The sequence below is a fragment of the Aminobacter sp. MSH1 genome, assembly GCF_003071665.1.
In the GTDB taxonomy this organism is placed as follows: domain Bacteria; phylum Pseudomonadota; class Alphaproteobacteria; order Rhizobiales; family Rhizobiaceae; genus Aminobacter; species Aminobacter niigataensis.
This window is the reverse complement of sequence record NZ_CP026265.1, coordinates 5,235,646-5,251,845: the sequence shown is the minus strand read 5'-3', so window position 1 is coordinate 5,251,845 and position 16,200 is coordinate 5,235,646. Positions and strand designations below refer to the sequence as shown.

Annotated in this window: 19 protein-coding genes and 1 pseudogene; 9 read left to right on the top strand and 11 right to left on the bottom strand. The window is 63.5% G+C overall.

Features of this window, described 5'->3' with window-relative positions; genetic code table 11:
- Positions 1 to 18 precede the first annotated feature (18 nt).
- Entirely contained in the window at positions 19 to 771 is a 753-nt protein-coding gene (truA, locus tag CO731_RS26115; RefSeq protein ID WP_108609494.1) for a tRNA pseudouridine(38-40) synthase TruA, read from the top strand.
- On the opposite strand, the gene CO731_RS26110 is transcribed toward truA, so the two are convergent.
- The 4 genes from CO731_RS26110 to dapD form a co-directional block, all read right to left on the bottom strand.
- Complete coding sequence (locus CO731_RS26110; protein ID WP_108609493.1) at positions 756 to 1,352, bottom strand: transporter; 597 nt, start codon at positions 1,350 to 1,352, stop codon at positions 756 to 758. The genes truA and CO731_RS26110 overlap by 16 nt on opposite strands.
- A 14-nt stretch (positions 1,353 to 1,366) precedes the next feature.
- Positions 1,367 to 2,554, bottom strand: a complete 1,188-nt coding sequence (gene dapE, locus CO731_RS26105) for a succinyl-diaminopimelate desuccinylase (protein ID WP_108609492.1) — start codon at positions 2,552 to 2,554, stop codon at positions 1,367 to 1,369.
- 147 nt (positions 2,555 to 2,701) lie between these two features.
- Positions 2,702 to 3,073 carry a DUF805 domain-containing protein gene (locus CO731_RS26100; RefSeq protein ID WP_108610071.1) on the bottom strand — a complete coding sequence of 124 codons (372 nt, stop codon included), beginning with the start codon at positions 3,071 to 3,073 and terminating at the stop codon, positions 2,702 to 2,704.
- A gap of 77 nt (positions 3,074 to 3,150) precedes the next feature.
- On the bottom strand, positions 3,151 to 4,005 hold the full coding sequence (gene dapD / locus CO731_RS26095; protein ID WP_108610070.1) for a 2,3,4,5-tetrahydropyridine-2,6-dicarboxylate N-succinyltransferase: 855 nt from the start codon (positions 4,003 to 4,005) through the stop codon (positions 3,151 to 3,153).
- Positions 4,006 to 4,149: 144 nt separating this feature from the next.
- On the opposite strand from dapD, the gene CO731_RS26090 reads away from it, so the two are divergent.
- A complete protein-coding gene (locus CO731_RS26090) occupies positions 4,150 to 4,989 on the top strand; it encodes an LOG family protein (protein WP_108609491.1) in 840 nt (279 codons plus the stop codon).
- A gap of 18 nt (positions 4,990 to 5,007) precedes the next feature.
- Here CO731_RS26090 and CO731_RS26085 read toward each other — a convergent pair.
- Both CO731_RS26085 and CO731_RS26080 read right to left on the bottom strand, forming a co-directional pair.
- Positions 5,008 to 5,847, bottom strand: a pseudogene (locus tag CO731_RS26085) (DUF817 domain-containing protein); the annotation flags it as partial.
- Entirely contained in the window at positions 5,844 to 6,554 is a 711-nt protein-coding gene (locus CO731_RS26080) for a pyrimidine 5'-nucleotidase (RefSeq protein WP_055980607.1), read from the bottom strand. The gene CO731_RS26080 and the pseudogene CO731_RS26085, both read right to left, overlap by 4 nt.
- 162 nt (positions 6,555 to 6,716) lie before the next feature.
- Here CO731_RS26080 and CO731_RS26075 point away from each other — a divergent pair, with 162 nt between their 5' ends.
- Together CO731_RS26075 and CO731_RS26070 are read left to right on the top strand one after the other, a co-directional pair.
- Positions 6,717 to 7,478, top strand: a complete 762-nt coding sequence (locus tag CO731_RS26075; RefSeq protein WP_245439537.1) for a GGDEF domain-containing protein — start codon at positions 6,717 to 6,719, stop codon at positions 7,476 to 7,478.
- A gap of 105 nt (positions 7,479 to 7,583) precedes the next feature.
- The gene (locus tag CO731_RS26070; RefSeq protein ID WP_108609490.1) at positions 7,584 to 8,489 is read left to right on the top strand and encodes a DMT family transporter; all 906 of its coding nucleotides are present in this window, start codon (positions 7,584 to 7,586) and stop codon (positions 8,487 to 8,489) included.
- A gap of 4 nt (positions 8,490 to 8,493) precedes the next feature.
- On the opposite strand, the gene phhA is transcribed toward CO731_RS26070, so the two are convergent.
- Complete coding sequence (phhA, locus tag CO731_RS26065) at positions 8,494 to 9,327, bottom strand: phenylalanine 4-monooxygenase (protein ID WP_108609489.1); 834 nt, start codon at positions 9,325 to 9,327, stop codon at positions 8,494 to 8,496.
- A 134-nt stretch (positions 9,328 to 9,461) separates the two neighbouring features.
- Between phhA and CO731_RS26060 the strand changes: the two genes are divergently transcribed.
- The gene (locus tag CO731_RS26060; protein WP_108610068.1) at positions 9,462 to 9,938 is read left to right on the top strand and encodes an Lrp/AsnC family transcriptional regulator; all 477 of its coding nucleotides are present in this window, start codon (positions 9,462 to 9,464) and stop codon (positions 9,936 to 9,938) included.
- Positions 9,939 to 9,942: 4 nt separating this feature from the next.
- Here the strand turns inward: CO731_RS26060 and CO731_RS26055 are convergent, their stop codons facing one another.
- Positions 9,943 to 10,725 carry a DUF1194 domain-containing protein gene (locus CO731_RS26055; protein WP_108609488.1) on the bottom strand — a complete coding sequence of 261 codons (783 nt, stop codon included), beginning with the start codon at positions 10,723 to 10,725 and terminating at the stop codon, positions 9,943 to 9,945.
- A gap of 152 nt (positions 10,726 to 10,877) precedes the next feature.
- Complete coding sequence (argB, locus tag CO731_RS26050; RefSeq protein ID WP_183264119.1) at positions 10,878 to 11,780, bottom strand: acetylglutamate kinase; 903 nt, start codon at positions 11,778 to 11,780, stop codon at positions 10,878 to 10,880.
- 182 nt (positions 11,781 to 11,962) lie between these two features.
- On the opposite strand from argB, the gene CO731_RS26045 reads away from it, so the two are divergent.
- The 4 genes from CO731_RS26045 (at position 11,963) to msrB (ending at position 14,618) form a co-directional block, all read left to right on the top strand.
- The gene (locus CO731_RS26045; RefSeq protein WP_108609487.1) at positions 11,963 to 12,502 is read left to right on the top strand and encodes a sigma-70 family RNA polymerase sigma factor; all 540 of its coding nucleotides are present in this window, start codon (positions 11,963 to 11,965) and stop codon (positions 12,500 to 12,502) included.
- Positions 12,499 to 13,221 carry an anti-sigma factor gene (locus CO731_RS26040; RefSeq protein ID WP_108609486.1) on the top strand — a complete coding sequence of 241 codons (723 nt, stop codon included), beginning with the start codon at positions 12,499 to 12,501 and terminating at the stop codon, positions 13,219 to 13,221. Before CO731_RS26045 ends, CO731_RS26040 begins: the two co-directional genes overlap by 4 nt.
- 184 nt (positions 13,222 to 13,405) lie before the next feature.
- Positions 13,406 to 13,957, top strand: coding sequence for a fasciclin domain-containing protein (locus CO731_RS26035; protein ID WP_108609485.1), 552 nt, complete (start codon positions 13,406 to 13,408; stop codon positions 13,955 to 13,957).
- A gap of 163 nt (positions 13,958 to 14,120) precedes the next feature.
- Complete coding sequence (gene msrB / locus CO731_RS26030; protein WP_108609484.1) at positions 14,121 to 14,618, top strand: peptide-methionine (R)-S-oxide reductase MsrB; 498 nt, start codon at positions 14,121 to 14,123, stop codon at positions 14,616 to 14,618.
- On the opposite strand, the gene yihA is transcribed toward msrB, so the two are convergent.
- Together yihA and CO731_RS26020 are read right to left on the bottom strand one after the other, a co-directional pair.
- Entirely contained in the window at positions 14,615 to 15,280 is a 666-nt protein-coding gene (yihA, locus tag CO731_RS26025; RefSeq protein ID WP_183264115.1) for a ribosome biogenesis GTP-binding protein YihA/YsxC, read from the bottom strand. The genes msrB and yihA overlap by 4 nt on opposite strands.
- Positions 15,277 to 15,915: a CatB-related O-acetyltransferase gene (locus CO731_RS26020; RefSeq protein ID WP_108610065.1), complete on the bottom strand. Its 639-nt coding sequence runs from the start codon at positions 15,913 to 15,915 to the stop codon at positions 15,277 to 15,279. The genes yihA and CO731_RS26020 overlap by 4 nt, the downstream gene beginning before the upstream one ends.
- Positions 15,916 to 16,200: the final 285 nt, after the last annotated feature.

Sequence of the window (16,200 nt, the reverse complement as noted above, 5' to 3'; positions counted from 1 at the left end):
CCGGAGTTTTGACAGCACATGCCGCGCTATCGCCTTGATATCGAATATGACGGTCGCGGCTACGCCGGCTGGCAGCGACAGGCCGGGCTGCATACGGTGCAGGCGGCGATCGAGCAGGCAATCCTGAAATTCTCCGGCGATGACATCTCGCTGCGCGGCGCTGGCCGCACGGATGCCGGCGTGCACGCGTCCGCCCAGGTCGCCCATGCCGACCTCACCAAGGCATGGGCTGACGACAAGGTGCGCGATGCCGTAAACGCGCATATGCAGGCTGCCGGCGAGACGGTATCGGTGCTCGCCGCCCGGCAAGTGCCAGACGATTTCGACGCCCGTTTCTCCGCCACAGGGCGCCATTACATCTACCGTATCCTCAATCGCCGTGCGCCAGCCGCACTGGAGCGTGGCAGGGTCTGGTGGGTGCCCAAGCGCCTCGACCACGAGGCGATGGCAGAGGCGGCCAAGCTCCTGCTCGGGCGGCACGATTTCACCACTTTCCGCTCGACCCAGTGCCAGGCCAACAGCCCTGTCCGCACGCTCGACCGGCTCGACGTGACGCGTTCCGGCGACATGATCGAGGTCAGGACTTCGGCTCGCTCGTTCCTGCATAACCAGGTCCGATCGATGGTCGGCAGCCTGAAGCGGGTCGGCGAGGGCGGCTGGACGGCCGACGATCTCAGGGCGGCACTTGAGGCGCAGGACCGCGCCGCTTGCGGACAGGTGGCGCCGCCGGACGGTCTTTACCTGACCGGCGTGGATTATGCGGGCACGTAGATCCCGAACATCGACTGCAGCGAAAACAGCACGAGCAGCGACACCAGGAACATGCCGGCAAAGACTGCCGAGCCGACCGCAGCCCCCTTGCCGATCGCCGCATTGGTCATGCGCCAGCTGAGCACCATCGACAGCACGAACAGCGCCAGCGACAGCGCTGACGTGGCGCTCTGCGCCGCCGGCATCAGCATCCGGAGCAGGGCGGCGGGCAGCATCAGCCAGGCGATGATGGCCGAAGCCCAGTTGCTGGCCACGACATAGTGCACGAAGCGGTCGCCGACGCCGGCGCGGCGTGCCACCAGGGCAAAGACGATCAGCGGCAGGACCCAGGCACCGATGTCGACCAGCGCCAGCCGGACGACGATGCCGAAGCGGCCTGCGAATGCGGTCGATTGCAGGGCAAGCTCGTCGGAGACCCCGACCCAGCCGATGATCAAGGCCGGCACGGCGATCAGGATGGCGAAGAACGAGTTCCAGAACCCGTCGGCGCTGAGATCGAGCAGGCGCAGGCCGTCGGCCTTGCCCAGCATCAGCCGCCAGGCACCGGACAGATATTGCTGGATTTCACTGCTGCCCAACATCGCGTCCTAAGCTGTCATCCGAACCAGTCTTCCAGGAAGCGCTGGTAGACCTGTGTCAGCATTTCGAGTTCGGCAAGCGGCACGCGCTCATCGACCATGTGCATGGTTTTGCCCACCAGCCCGAATTCGACGACCGGGCAATAATCCTTGATGAATCGCGCATCCGACGTGCCGCCGGTGGTCGACAGTTTCGGCTTGCGGCCGGTGACAGCCTTGATCGAGCCCGCCAGAGCGTCGACCAGCTTGTCGTCGCGGGTCAAAAAGACATGGCTCGGCGTGTCGCGCCAGGTCAGCTCGAATTCGATCGGCTCCTTGCGGCCCTTGCGGTATTTCTTCCGGCCGCTCGCCTTGTCCAGGCGATTGTGGATCTCCGCCTGCAGCGTCTCCACCGTCCAGGTGTCGTTGAAGCGGATGTTGAAGGCTGCCGTCGCCTTGGCCGGAATGACGTTGGTGGCCGGATTGCCGACGTCGAAGGTGGTGACCTCGAGGTTGCTCGGCTGGAAATCCCTGGTGCCCTTGTCGAAGGCAGGGTTGAGCAGCGCGTCGACCAGCGTCATCAGCCCGCGCACCGGATTGTCGGCGAGGTGCGGATAGGCGGCATGGCCCTGGCGTCCGTTGACGGTGACGACGCCCGACACCGAGCCACGCCGGCCGATCTTGATCATGTCGCCCAGCATATCCGGGTTGGTCGGCTCGCCGACCAGCGAAGCGTCCCACTTCTCGCCGCGTGCGGCTGCCCATTCGAGCAGCTTGACGGTGCCGTTGATCGCGGGGCCTTCCTCGTCGCCGGTGATCAGCAGCGATACCGATCCTTTCGGGCCGCCATTGGCCTCGACATGGCGCGCCACCGCCGCCACGAAGCAGGCGATGCCACCCTTCATGTCGACGGCACCGCGGCCATACATTTCGCCATTGGCGATGGCTGCCGAGAACGGCGGGTGCGTCCACGCCGCCTCGTCGCCGACCGGCACGACGTCGGTGTGGCCGGCGAACATCAGGTGCGGTCCGTTGCCGGACCGGCGGGCATAGAGGTTCTCGATGTCGGGTGTGCCCGTCTCGGAGAAGGTGGGGCGGTCGACGGCGAAGCCGAGCGGCTTCAGCATGGCTTCCAGCGCCGTCAGGGCGCCGCCTTCAGCCGGGGTGACCGACGGGCAGCGAATGAGGGCGGCAAGGTTCTCGGCGGGATCTGTAGGCAGTTTCATGGCCACAGCGATAATTGAATCGCCCGGCCCTGTCACGACGTTCGGTTGCTCCGGTGAACGCCGAGTTAAGCCTCGCTACAGCGTCGCCCGTCACGACCTGTCATGGGGAAGGCACCAGGCTCGCTCGTTGGGCCTCACAGGAAGGGTCTATTGCGGCGCGTTGGTCTGGTGGCCGAACTGGTTCGGGCCCGGCGTTCCCGGATAGAAGCAGAGCGCGATGAAGGCGAAGATCGAGATCACCGGGATGAACAGCGCCACCGCGAAGAGGCCTGGCTTGTCGAAATCGTGCAGGCGTTTGACGCTGAAGGCGATGTGCGCCCACAGGAAGACCAGGAAGCTCAGGCCGAACAGCATCGACCACAACTGGGCCGCGCCGCTTTCGGGATGCACGCGCATGAACTGGTAGAGCGGGAACGACATCGTCACCAGCATCAGCAGAAAGCCGAGCACGTAGGCCGCGCGGTTCACGCGGCCCGAGAATCGGAAGAACAACCAGAAAAGCTGGGATTTGTCAGGCAAGTGAATCTGGTCCGTTCTGTTGGCCGGGCATTCGAGCGATTTGCTCAAATGCCCGGGCAGAAAATTCTGCCGAAAGGTCAATCTCTGAGCAGTTCGTTGATCGAGGTCTTGGACCGGGTCCTGGCGTCTACGCGCTTGACGATGACTGCGCAATAGAGGCTCGGGCCGGACTCGCCATTGGGCAGCGGCTTGCCGGGCAGCGAGCCGGCGACGACGACCGAATTGGCCGGCACTTCACCGTAGAATATTTCGCCCGTGGCGCGGTCGACGATCTTGGTCGACTGGCCGATGAACACGCCCATGCCGAGCACCGAGCCTTCGCGCACGATGCAGCCCTCGACCACTTCCGAACGCGCGCCGATGAAGCAATTGTCCTCGATGATGGTCGGGCCGGCCTGCATCGGCTCGAGCACGCCGCCGATGCCGACGCCGCCGGACAGGTGCACGTTCTTGCCGATCTGGGCGCAGGAGCCGACCGAGGCCCAGGTATCGACCATCGTGCCGGTGTCGACATAGGCGCCGACATTGACGAAGGACGGCATCAGTACCGCGCCTGGAGCGACGAAGGCCGACTTGCGCACGACGGCCGACGGCACGGCGCGGAAGCCGGCCTTTTCGAAGTCGACCGAGCCCCAGCCGTCGAACTTGGACGGCACCTTGTCCCACCACGAGGCGCCGCCGGGCGCACCCGAAATGAGTTCCATCGGGTTCAGGCGGAACGACAGCAGCACCGCCTTCTTGAGCCACTGGTTGACCTGCCATTTGCCGTCGTCCTGGCGCTGCGCGACGCGGGCAGTGCCCTTGTCCAGGAGGTCGAGTGCGGTCTCGATGGCGTCGCGGACTTCGCCGCGCGTCGATGTCGAAATGCCGTCGCGTTCCTCGAACGCCTTGTCGATCGTCTTTTCGAGGCTGGCGAGATCGGGCTTCGACATGAACATCTCCGTTACGTACCGTTAAGGTTAAGGCTTCTAAGCTGGCATAAAATCGCGCGGACCCTATTTCAGGCTAGTGGAGGGGTCAATCGCGGTGACGCCGCGGAATGTCGCGGGCAACGGTAATTTGGGGTCGAGCAGAAAATGAATCCTATGGATAAGGCTGGCTGGACGCCGCTGCCACACTCTGACGAGGACCTGGAACGTTCCAAAAGCGTACCCGACACGCCGCAGACGCGCGCCTCGACCTACCGGCTTGCCTGGAACGACGAAGATTTCATGACCCAGCGCGACCTGCGCCCGGTGCGGCTGCAGCTCGAACTTCTCAAGACCGAGATGATTCTGGCCGAACGCGGCATACGCTCCACGGTGATTCTTTTCGGCGGCGCGCGTATTCCCGAGCCCGGCGGCGAGGCCTGGGCGGCGAAGAACGAGACGCAGCGCAAGAACCTCGAGGCCAACAGCCGCTACTACGAGGAGGCGCGCAAGTTTGCCCGCCTGTGCTCGCAGCATTCGGCTGCGTCCTACTACCGCGAGTTCGTCGTCGTCACCGGCGGCGGCCCGGGCGTGATGGAAGCCGGCAACCGCGGTGCCGACGATGTCGGCGCGCCTTCCATAGGCCTCAACATCGTCCTGCCGCACGAGCAGGCGCCCAATGCCTATGTGACACCGGAGCTGTGCTTCAACTTCCACTACTTCGCCATCCGCAAGATGCATTTCGTCATGCGCGCCAAGGCTGTCGCCGTGTTTCCCGGCGGCTTCGGCACGATGGACGAGTTCTTCGAGACGCTGACGCTGATCCAGACCGGGCGCATGGAGCGCGTGCCGGTCATCCTGTTCGGCAAGTCATTTTGGGAGCGGGCGATCGACCTCGACTTCCTCGCCGACCAGGGCACGATCACGCCGGGCGACCAGGACATCATCGACTTTGTCGATACCGCCGACGAGGCCTGGGACATCATCGCCAAGTTCTACAGCCTTTGAGCCTGGCGTCGTGTCCATCGGCCGCGGCCGGTGGACCAGCGTCACCAGCACGAAGGATATGATCATCAGCAGATACCAGGAGCCGAGCTTCTGGATCGACACCGGCGTCCAGCCGTCATGCTGGCCGGGATAGATCCAGGCGCGCGACCACGTGCCGATGTTCTCCGCGAGCCAGATGAACAGCGCGACCAGCAGGAAGCCGAGCAGCAGCGGCATGCGGTGGCGGAAGCGGAAGACGCGGTAATGCACCACCGTCGTGAGGTAGAGCAGGGCGGTTGCCGCAAACAGGCCGTAGCGGATGTCGATGGTGAAATGATGGGCGAAGAAGTTGACGTAGATCGCCGCGCACAGCAGCACCGTCGCCCATAGCGGCGGATAGCCAGTATAGCGCATGTCGAAGATGCGGCTGACGCGGGCGAGGTAGGAGCCGACCGCCGCATACATGAAGCCGGAGAACAGCGGCACGCCGGCGATGCGAAACAGGTTCTCCTCGGGATAGATCCACGAGCCGGCGGAGGTCTTGAACACCTCCATCACTGTCCCGACGACGTGGAAGATCAGGATGACCTTGGCTTCGGACGGCTTCTCCAGCCGCAGCGCCAGCATGGCGACCTGGATGGCGACCGCGGCGAGGAACAGGAAGTCGTAGCGCGTCAGTCCGGCGTCCGCAGGCCACCACAGCCTGGTCGCCATGATCAATGCCAGCATGGCGCCGCCGAACAGGCAGGCCCAGGCCTGCTTCAGCCCGAAGACAAGGAATTCGACGAGCGCACCGTAAAAGCCTCCGGCAGGCAAGCGGTCGAGCACGGCATGTGCCGCCGCATCGATCCGCGCCTCGACGGAGGTGAAGCGGCTCAAGCGGCGTTGGCCTCGACGATCGTCGTCAGGAAGGTCGCGAGATCGTCGGTGACGTAGTCGACGTCGTCCTCGTGGGTGGGATCGCTCTCCCAGATCTCCGAGAAGGTCGGCTCGAAATTGCGCGGCACGATCAGCACCGTCGTCATGCCGAGCGACTTCGGCACCGAGAGGTTGCGCGCCAGGTCCTCGAACATGACGGCATTTGCGCCGGTGACCTTGTGCAGGGCGGCGAAGGTCTCGTAGGGCTGGCGCGCCGGCTTGGGCGTCAGGCCGGCGGCGACGATGTCGAAGATGTCGTCGAAATGGTCGAGGATGCCAAGCTGGCGCGCGGTGCGCTCGGCATGGCTGCGGTTGCCGTTGGTGAAGATGAACTTGCGGCCCGGCAGCTGGCGGATGGCAGCGCCCAGTACAGGATCCGGCACCAGCCAGGAATAATCGATGTCATGGACATGTTCGAGGAACGCATCGGGATCGATGCCATGGCGCTGCATCAGGCCGTTCAGCGTCGTGCCATATTCGAGATAGAGTTCTTTCTGCAGCTTGCGCGCGTCCTCGCGCGACAGCGTCAGCAGCTCCGCGACATAGCCCGTCATCTTCACGTCGATCTGGGAAAACAGATTCGAATGATGCGGATAGAGCGTGTTGTCGAGGTCGAACACCCAGTCGGTGACGTGGTCGAAGCGGGCGGGATCGGGAATATCGGTCATGACGCCCTTATGGCATGGTTCAGGAAATTTGGAAGCGTCCGCGCACGCTCACAATCGCGTTGGACGATGGCGAATTTACGCGGGGTAAGTCGAATTTTAACTACCTGGGAAAGATGACCTTCAGTTGATGCTGGCATTCCAGCTGTCGGCAGGGAGCAGAAATTGAAGATTGTGCTTTTAAAATCCGGTTTCGTCACACTATTGTGCATCGCGGTCACGATGGCGCTGGTCCTGACGGTGATTCCGCTCACGAATGGCACTGTCGACACCGCCGCTTATCTATTGCCGGTGCTGTGCCCCGTCTTGATTGCATTTCCTTTTTCTTTCCACACCTTCTGGCAGCGTGAAAAGTTGAAGGTGGCCCATGCAGAGCTGACGCGTGCCCACGCCCAGCTTGCCGCCGCGCACAAGCGCCTCTCGGAAAAGGCAAGCCGCGACGAGATGACCGGCATGCTCAACCGAGAGAACTTCTTTGCCGCCCTCGATGGGTCCAGGCGCAAGACCGATCGCGGCGCGCTGCTGATCATCGATGCCGACCACTTCAAGCAGATCAACGACAGCTTCGGTCACCTGACCGGCGACCAGGCGCTGCTCCAGATCGCCGCCGCGATCACACGCGGCGTGCGCAGCGGCGACATCCTCGGGCGCATCGGCGGTGAGGAATTCGGTGCCTTCCTGGTTGGCGCAACCAAGGACGAGGCCAAGCTGGTGGCCGAGCGTATCCGCAGCGAGGTCGAGGCGCTGCGCTTCCAGCCCAACGACGAGCGCTCCGTGCCGCTGACCGTCAGCATCGGCGGCACCACCTGCGAGTCCGAGGCCAACGTATCGGAACTGATGAAAAGCGCCGACAAGCGCCTCTACGAGGCCAAGCGCCGTGGCCGCAACCGCGCGATCTTCGATACGGGCGTCCCCGAAGCGGCCTGATCTGTTCCTGGCACAAGGTTTTTGAGGCCGCGTACGGTTGCACGCGGCCTTTGCCGCTTCTAGAGGGAACGGGCGGCGCCTCCAGCCGTCCCGCCGGACATCTCCATGGAACTCTGGATACCCATCACCATCGCCGCCGCCTTCCTGCAGAACCTGCGGTCGGTGGTGCAGAAGCATTTGAAGGGCGTGATGGGCACCACCGGTGCCACCTTCGTCCGCTTCGGTTTCGGTTTTCCCTTCGCGCTTGCCTTCGTCGGCGTGCTGCATTTTGTCGTCGGCTACGACCTGCCGCAGCTCAACCGAGCGTTTTTTGCTTGGGCCGTGGTCGGCGGTGTCGGCCAGATCGCCGCGACCTTCCTTTTGATCCACCTGTTTTCGTTCCGCAACTTTGCCGTCGGCACCGCCTATTCGCGTACCGAGCCGGCGCAGGCGGCACTGTTCGGGTTGCTGTTCCTCGGCGAGCGGGCGACGGCGGGCGCCATCGCGGCCATCGCCATCAGCGTCTTCGGCGTGATGCTGATCTCGGTCGCGCACACGGCATTCACCGCCCGCACGCTGGTGACCTCGGTGCTCAGCCGCAACGCGCTGATCGGGCTGGCCTCGGGCACGTTCTTCGGCATCTCGGCCGTCGCCTACCGCGCCGCTTCGCTTTCGCTCGGCGGGCCGAATTTCATGATGCAGGCGGCGGTCACGCTTGCCGTCGTCATCGTCTTCCAGACGCTGATCATGTTGGCCTGGATCGTCTGGAAGGAGCGCGACGAACTGCCGCGCATTGCCAAGGCGTGGCGGCCGGCCTTGTTCACCGGCCTTGTCGGCGCTTCGGCCTCCTTCGGCTGGTTCATGGCCATGACGCTCCAGCAGGCGGCAATCGTCAAGTCGCTGGCCCAGATCGAGATGCTGTTCACCTTTGCGTCGAGCGTCTTTTTCTTCCGCGAACGCATCAACCGGCTCGAGATCGCCGGTTGCGTTCTGATCGTCGGCGGCATCCTGGTGCTGCTGGCCGTCGGCTAGCCACCTAGATCGTCGCCGGGTCGAGCGGCGGCTCATCCTTCCAGCGCTTGATGATGCCGGCCAGGTCGGAGTTCTGGAAAGCGTCCCTGAGGACGTCGAACGACGGCAGCACGAAATAGGCGCGCTGGAACTTGTCGATCTCGTAGGTCGTGCGCATCACCGTCTCGATGTCGAACGGGACATGGTGGGCATCGGGGCTTTCGACGGCGAACTGCAGTTCCGTGAACGACGACATCAGCCCTGCGCCGAATGCCTTGAGCGGCTGGCCGGCTTCACGCATCAGGCCGTATTCCGCCGTGTACCAGTAGAGTCGGGTGGTCATCTCGTCGCCGCCGAGCGCGATCAGGTCGCCGGCCTTCTCGCCATACATCTGCATGAAGTCGCCGAACACCGGCTGGCTCAGCACCGGCACATGGCCGAAGAAGTCGTGGAACATGTCGGGCTCGACGATGTAGTCGAGCTCTTCGCGGGTCCTCAGCCAGTTGGTGACGGGAAAACGGCGATTGGCGAGATGATCGAAGAACGGCTGTGCCGGGATCAGGCCGGGCACCGCGACGATCTCCCAGCCGGAGAGCTTGCGCAGCTTCTCGCTGACGTCGTGAAAGTCCGGAATGCGGTCGACGAGGCCGAGCGCCGACATGCCATCGAGATAGGATTTGTGCGCCAGCCTCTGGGTCAGCTTGGTCTGGCGGTCGCACAATGTGCGCCACACCTCCTGCTCGGCGGCGCTGTAGTCGTATTTCTGTTCGACGGTGAAGTCGGGGCGGCAGACCGTGTAGTCGCCACGCAACCCTTGGGCCGCACATTCCTGCGCGTAGTCCTGAACGCTGATGCCCATTGTCTGATCCTCCCGACAACATGGTTTCGATGCCGAATCATAATCGGGGCTGTCGAGCAGGATTCACTTCTTTCCGCGCATCAGCCCGGGAATTGAGGTATATTTACCTGCAGATGATGCACAAGGGAGTGAAAATGCCTCAGTTCGACGAGTTCGAGGTCAAGATACTCGATATTCTCCAGCGCGACGGCCGCAAGCCGGTGTCCGAGATCGCGCAGGAGATCGGCCTCTCCAATACGCCTTGCGCTCGGCGCTTCGAAGCGCTGCAGGAGGCCGGCGTCATCAAGGGCTTTGCCGCCCGCATCGGCCGTCGGGCGGTGGGCCTCATGGTCGAGGTCTTCGTCCAGGTCAGGCTGGTCAGCCACAGCGACGACTCGCCGGAAAAATTCATCGCCGCCGTGCAGCGGATGGACGAGGTCTCGGCCTGCTGGACGATGACCGGCGACTACGACTTTCTGCTGCACGTCATGGTGCCCAGCGTCGACGACCTCAACGCCTTCGTCATGCACCGCCTGATGCGGCTGTCGGGCGTGCGCGACGTGCACACGCAGTTGGTGCTGCAGAACATCAAGGGGCCCGGCCACGTGCCGCTCGGGCACCTGCGGCCGTAAGCGACTACGGCTCTGGATAAACCAGCCGGTAGCGTTCGCCGACGAGACAGTTGACGGGTTCTGTCGCCTGGATTTTCAGGATGTCCGGCGCGTCGGTGACGCCGCTGACCTCGAGGATCAGCTTGCGGCGGATCGCGGTGATGAACTCCGATGCGAGATGAATGGGCAGGACGAACGAGCCGGGCCCGCCGGTCACGCATTCGGCGTAGTAGCGGTCGATGTGTTCGAGGCTTCCCGTCGGTCGAACGAGGATCGGCAGGCCGTTGATGATGATGCCGGTCGCAACTGCGTTGTTGCGGGCGACCTCCACCGGCGCTCCGGTGTTGTTCGGCCCGTCGCCCGAGATGTCGATGACCTTCTTTTCGCCCCTGAAGTCGTTGTCCTGCAGCAGGCTCGCGCCGAACGCCACCGCATTCGAGATCGACGTGCCGCCAGATCCGCCGATCGGCCTGACGGCGAGCTTGGCGGCGAATTCGTCGGCGCTGTCGCGGCTGTCGATGATCTGCCAGGGTATGACCGATTCCTGCTGGACGGTTCCCGCCCACTCGAAATAGGTCACTGCAATGCGCCCCCTCACGCCCGACAGAACGGCATTGACGAAGTCGGGGTGGCGCAGCGCCTTGACATAACCGGCGCGCTGAAGGGCGAACTCGCCTTCGTCCATCGAACTCGAGACATCGACGGCCAGAACCAGCTCGACATCCACCGTCCCGGCATCCACGCCGATGACCGGCGTGGCAGGCAGTTCGCAGCTCGTGCACAGCATCAGCGCCAGCGCAGCCAGCATGGTTGTCGTCCGAGGGACCCGGAATCAGTGTGCGTCAACACGGGAAAAAGGAAAGCCGCAGCGCTTCAATGCTTCGTGAACGCAAGGGCTGAAATGACAAGGCCGGCAAAAGCCGGCCTTGTCATTGTCCGTTGGGGCAGAACTGTTATCGCTTACGGGACGATCAGCGTGCCCGCGCCATGCTCGGTGAACAGCTCGAGCAGCACCGAATGCGGCGTCTTGCCGTTGAGGATGACGACGCCTTCGACGCCGCGCTCGATCGCCTCGATGCAGGTCTCGACCTTGGGGATCATGCCGCCCGAGATGGTGCCGTCCCTGATCAGCGCCTTGGCGTCGGCGACCGTCAGCTCGTCGATCAGCTTCTTGTCCTTGTCGAGGACGCCCGGCACGTCGGTGAGGAACAAAAGCCGCGATGCCTTGACCGCGCCGGCAATGGCGCCGGCGAAGGTGTCGGCGTTGATGTTGTAGGTGTGGCCGTCACGGCCCGGGGCGACGGGCGCCAGGACCGGGATCATTTCGGAACGGGCCAGAAGGTCGAGCAAAGTGCGGTCGACTTCGACCGGCTCGCCGACGAAGCCGAGGTCGAGCACCTTTTCGATGTTCGAATCGGGGTCGATCATGGTCTTCTTGGCCTTTTCGGCGAAGACCATGTTGCCGTCCTTGCCGCACAGGCCGATCGCCCACTCGCCCTCGGCGTTGATCAGGGCGACGATCTCCTTGTTGATCGAGCCGGCCAGCACCATCTCGACGATCTCGACCGTCTTCTGGTCGGTGACGCGCAGGCCGCCTTCGAACTTCGATTCGATGCCCATCTTGTTGAGCATGGCGCCGATCTGCGGGCCGCCGCCGTGCACCACGATGGGGTTGACGCCCGACTGCTTCAGTAAAGCGATGTCGCGGGCAAAAGCGCGGCCGAGCGCCACGTCGCCCATGGCGTGGCCGCCATATTTCACGACGACGGTCTTGTTCTCGTAGCGCTGCATGTAGGGCAGCGCGGCTGAAAGCAGGGCGGCCTGCATTTCGGCGGTGGCGGCGACGTTCGTCGTCATCGGCATGGTCCCGGATCGGTGGAAAAGGTCGGCGCGGTCTTAGCCGGAAACCGGGCAGGGGGCAAATGGTTCGATGACCCTGTCCGGCCTGTGACGCCATGCCTCCTGCGCTGCCGAAACCGGTTGCAGGTTGTGGCGCAATCTAAACAGCAGTTGCAATTCGGCCTCCGCAACGTAACGTGGCGACAATGACGCCGCAGGACATCACCAAACTGATCGTGCGGACCTCGATGAAGGACCGCGGTGCCTTCGATCTGCTCTACCGGCAGACGAGCTCGAAACTTTTCGGCGTCTGCCTGCGTGTATTGAACGACAGGGCAGATGCCGAGGAAGCGCTGCAGGAGGTCTTCGTCAAGATCTGGACGAAGGCCGACCGGTTTGCCGCCTCCGACCTCAGCCCCATCTCGTGGCTTGTGGCAATCGCGCGCAATCATGCGATCGATCGTATCCGGGCACGGCGCCAGGCACCCTTCGCCATCGACGAGGCGCTTGAGATTGCCGATCCCGCGCCGGGACCGGAGGCCGCCGCGGTGGCGGGCGACGAGGCCGGGCGCATCCACGGCTGCCTCGAGGAACTGGAGAAGGACCGGGCCGCCGCAGTCCGCGGCGCCTATCTCAAGGGCGAGAGCTATGCCGAACTCGCGGAACGCCATGGCGTGCCGCTCAATACTATGCGGACATGGCTGCGCCGCAGCCTGTTGAAGCTTAGGGAATGTCTGGAAAGATGACGCTCGCGGAAGACAATGGACCGGAACGTGGAGGGGACGACATCGTCGCCGCCGAATACGTTCTCGGCGTCCTGCCTGCCGACGAGCGCCGCCAGGTCGGTATGCGCATCGATGGCGAGCCTGGGTTCGCCCGGCTCGTCGACGAATGGGAAGTGCGGTTCGCCCCGCTGGGCGCGGCCTATCCCGAGGTCGAGGCGCCGGCCTCGGTCAAGCAGGCCATCGACGCCAGATTGTTCTCCTCCACCGCTCAGGCGCCGGTTGGGCAGCCTGCCGGCCTGTGGGCGAGCCTTGCCTTCTGGCGCGGCCTGGCAACGGCTGCCGTGGCTGCCCTGGCGATCTATGTCGCCGTGCCCATGATCAGCCCGCCGGTCGACGTGCCGCAGGAGCGCATGGTGGCATCGCTCGCCGCCGACGGCAGCGACGTGAAGTACATGGTCATGTACGACGCCGCCTCCGGCGAGGTCGGTCTGTCCCATGTCGCGGGCGAACGCGGTACCGGCAAGGACTTCGAGCTCTGGATGATCGAAGGCACCAACCCGCCGGTATCGATGGGCGTCATTCCGGTCGGCGCCACCATGAAGATGCCGGTCAAGGAAGACATGCGCGACAAGCTCGCAGCCGGTGCCGTGCTCGCAGTCAGCCTCGAGCCGACAGGCGGTTCGCCGACCGGCCAGCCGACCGGTCCTGTGGTTGCGGCCGGCGACCTCCGGGAAATCTGAGAATCTTCGCAGATAAGCAAGGTGGGTCGAAACTTATTCGCATTGACCCACGTATCTACAAGGTTTTGAGAAATAACCGTTTGATAATAAATATATATTTCTGCTTTTTTGTGAAACTGTTCTCGCTCGAAACCGTAATTCCTTGTGCCTTTCCATCTCGGGAAACAATCCAAGGAGTTACGATATGCGTAAGATCTCTCTCGCTTTGCTCGCCGGTGCTTTCTCCGCTCTCGCCACCGTTGCTTATGCCGAAAACCCGATGGTTGGCGGTGCGGCGATGTTTGCCGACAAGAACATCGTCGAGAACGCGGTCAACTCGAAGGACCACACCACGCTCGTCGCCGCCGTCAAGGCTGCCGGCCTGGTCGAGACGCTGCAGGGCAAGGGCCCGTTCACCGTTTTCGCGCCGACCAACGAGGCCTTCGCCGCCCTGCCGGCCGGCACCGTCGAGAACCTGCTCAAGCCGGAGAACAAGGATCAGCTGACCAAGATCCTGACCTGCCACGTCGTCGGCGCCAAGGCGATGGCGGCCGACATCAAGAAGATGGTCGACGACGACAAGGGCGCTCACCCGGTCAAGACCGTCGGCGCCTGCACCTGGACCGCCAAGTATGACGGCGACAAGGTCACCGTCGAGGACGAGAACGGCAATGTCGCCAATGTCACCATTGCCAATGTCGAACAGTCGAACGGCGTCATCCATGTCATCGACAAGGTGCTTCTGCCCAAGATGTGAGCCGGGGGCATGATTGTGCGGGCACTGGCTCGCTGACGCTCGTGCAATCGACGATGCGCCCCGCAACGGCCTTGAAGCCGCGGCGGGGCGCATCGTTTGCCCTCAAGCCCAGTTGATTTCGCCGTGATGCGGCACCGGCCTATGGTCGGATAGGAGCAATGCCATGAACCGCCGGTCATTCCTGTTGGGCAGCGCAGCGATCGCCGTTTTTGGAGGCTTCGTCATTTCCAGGCGATTGACCATTGCCGGCCCGGCATTGGCCGAGAGCTTCGAGATCACCAGGACGGATTCGGAATGGCACACCGTCCTTTCCGACGCCCAGTTCGCCGTGCTGCGCCAGGAAGACACCGAGCGGCCATGGACAAGCCCGCTGCGCCAGGAGCACCGCAAGGGTGTTTTCCATTGCGCGGGATGCGATCTCGGCGCTTACGCTTCCGAGACAAAATACGACTCAGGGACAGGCTGGCCGAGCTTCTGGGAGGCGCTGCCCAATGCCGTCGGCACCAAGGTCGACAGTGCCCTGTTGATGACCCGCACCGAAGTGCACTGCCGCCGCTGTGGCGGCCATTTCGGCCACATCTTCGACGACGGCCCGCCGCCGACCGGCAAGCGTCACTGCATCAACGGCCTGGCGCTGAGCTTCAGACCGGCAATGGCTTAGCCGCCATTGACCACCAGCGCGATCGCCGCGCGCAGTTCGTCCATGCCTTCGTTCTTTTCCGAAGAGGTGGCGAGCACGACCGGGAACGCCGCCGCCCGCTTCTTGATCTTGAGAAGCGTCTCGTCGATCAACCGGGGTACGCCGGCAGCCTTGATCTTGTCGGTCTTGGTCAGGATGATCTGGTAGGAGATCGCCGCCTTGTCGAGCAGGGTCAGCACCTCCTCGTCGTTCTTCTTGATGCCATGGCGGGAATCGATCAGCAGGTAGACGCGCTTGAGCGTCACCCGGCCGCGCAAATAGTCGAACACCAGTTTGGTCCAGGCGTCGACCTGTTCCTTCGGCGCCTGGGCATAGCCGTAGCCCGGCATGTCGACCAGCGCCATCGGCGGCAGGTCGCCTGCCTCGCCGGAATAGCCGTCGGGCACGAAATAATTGAGCTCCTGCGTGCGCCCCGGCGTGTTCGAGGTGCGCGCCAGCCCGCCCTGCCTGACCAGGCCGTTGATCAGCGACGACTTGCCGACATTCGAGCGGCCGGCAAAGGCGATCTCGGGCGGTCCCTCTGGCGGCAGGAACTTCATGGCGGGCACGCCGCGGATGAATATCCACGGGCGCTTGAATAGCTCGGCATCCACCGGTGCTGCCGGTCTTGTCTGGTCGTTCAAACCGCTGCCTCCAGCAGAGAAATATCGGAGCCGCGAATGGCGTCGAGGTTGCGGCCGATCTTGTCCACCGGCCAATCCCACCAGGCAATCGAAAGCAGCCGTTCGATGGTCTTGTCGTCGAAACGCTTCTTGACCACGACCGAAGGATTGCCGGCTACGATCGCATAAGGCGGTACGTGCCTGCTGACAACCGATTTCGCTGCAATGATGGCGCCGTGGCCAATATGGACGCCCGGCAGGATCACCGCTTCCATGCCGATCCACACGTCGTTGCCGACAACCGTGTCACCACGCACCTCCTGCTGCCAGGTGGCGACGTCGAAGCCTTCCTCCCAACCATGGCCGAAGATGTTGAATGGATAGGTCGAAAAGCCGGACATGGCGTGGTTGGCGCCGTTCATGATGAAGCGCGCGCCTTCTGCGATGGCGCAGAACTTTCCAATGATCAGCTTGTCGCCGATGAAGGGGTAGTGATGCAGCACGCATTTGGTCTGGAAGAGGTCGGGGCCCTCGGGATCGTCGTAGTAGGTGAAGTCGCCGACCTCGATGTTTTCGGCGTCGACGAGGGGCTTCAGGAAGCCGACGCGCTTGTGCATCGGCATCGGGTGCTTGATCGATGGGTTCGGTCCCGGCATGGCGCAGCGTCCGTATTGATGCGGATAGGGTGACAGTATAGCGCGATCCGCCGCGCTGACATCGCCGCGCCGGACCTTCTTCATTCGATCATTGCGCGAATACTTGAATTCTTGGTTGCGATTGCTGGGGCCGCAACCGGGGCCCCGCAAGGGACAGCGGGACCCCGGCCTTGCCGAGACGGTTCATTGCTGACCGGGGGGAGGTCAGACACCGCCACCCCGCAAGCTGGCGCATGCAGGTATCTTCGAGATACGCAGCGCCTGCCGAAAGAGTTTCAGTGCTTC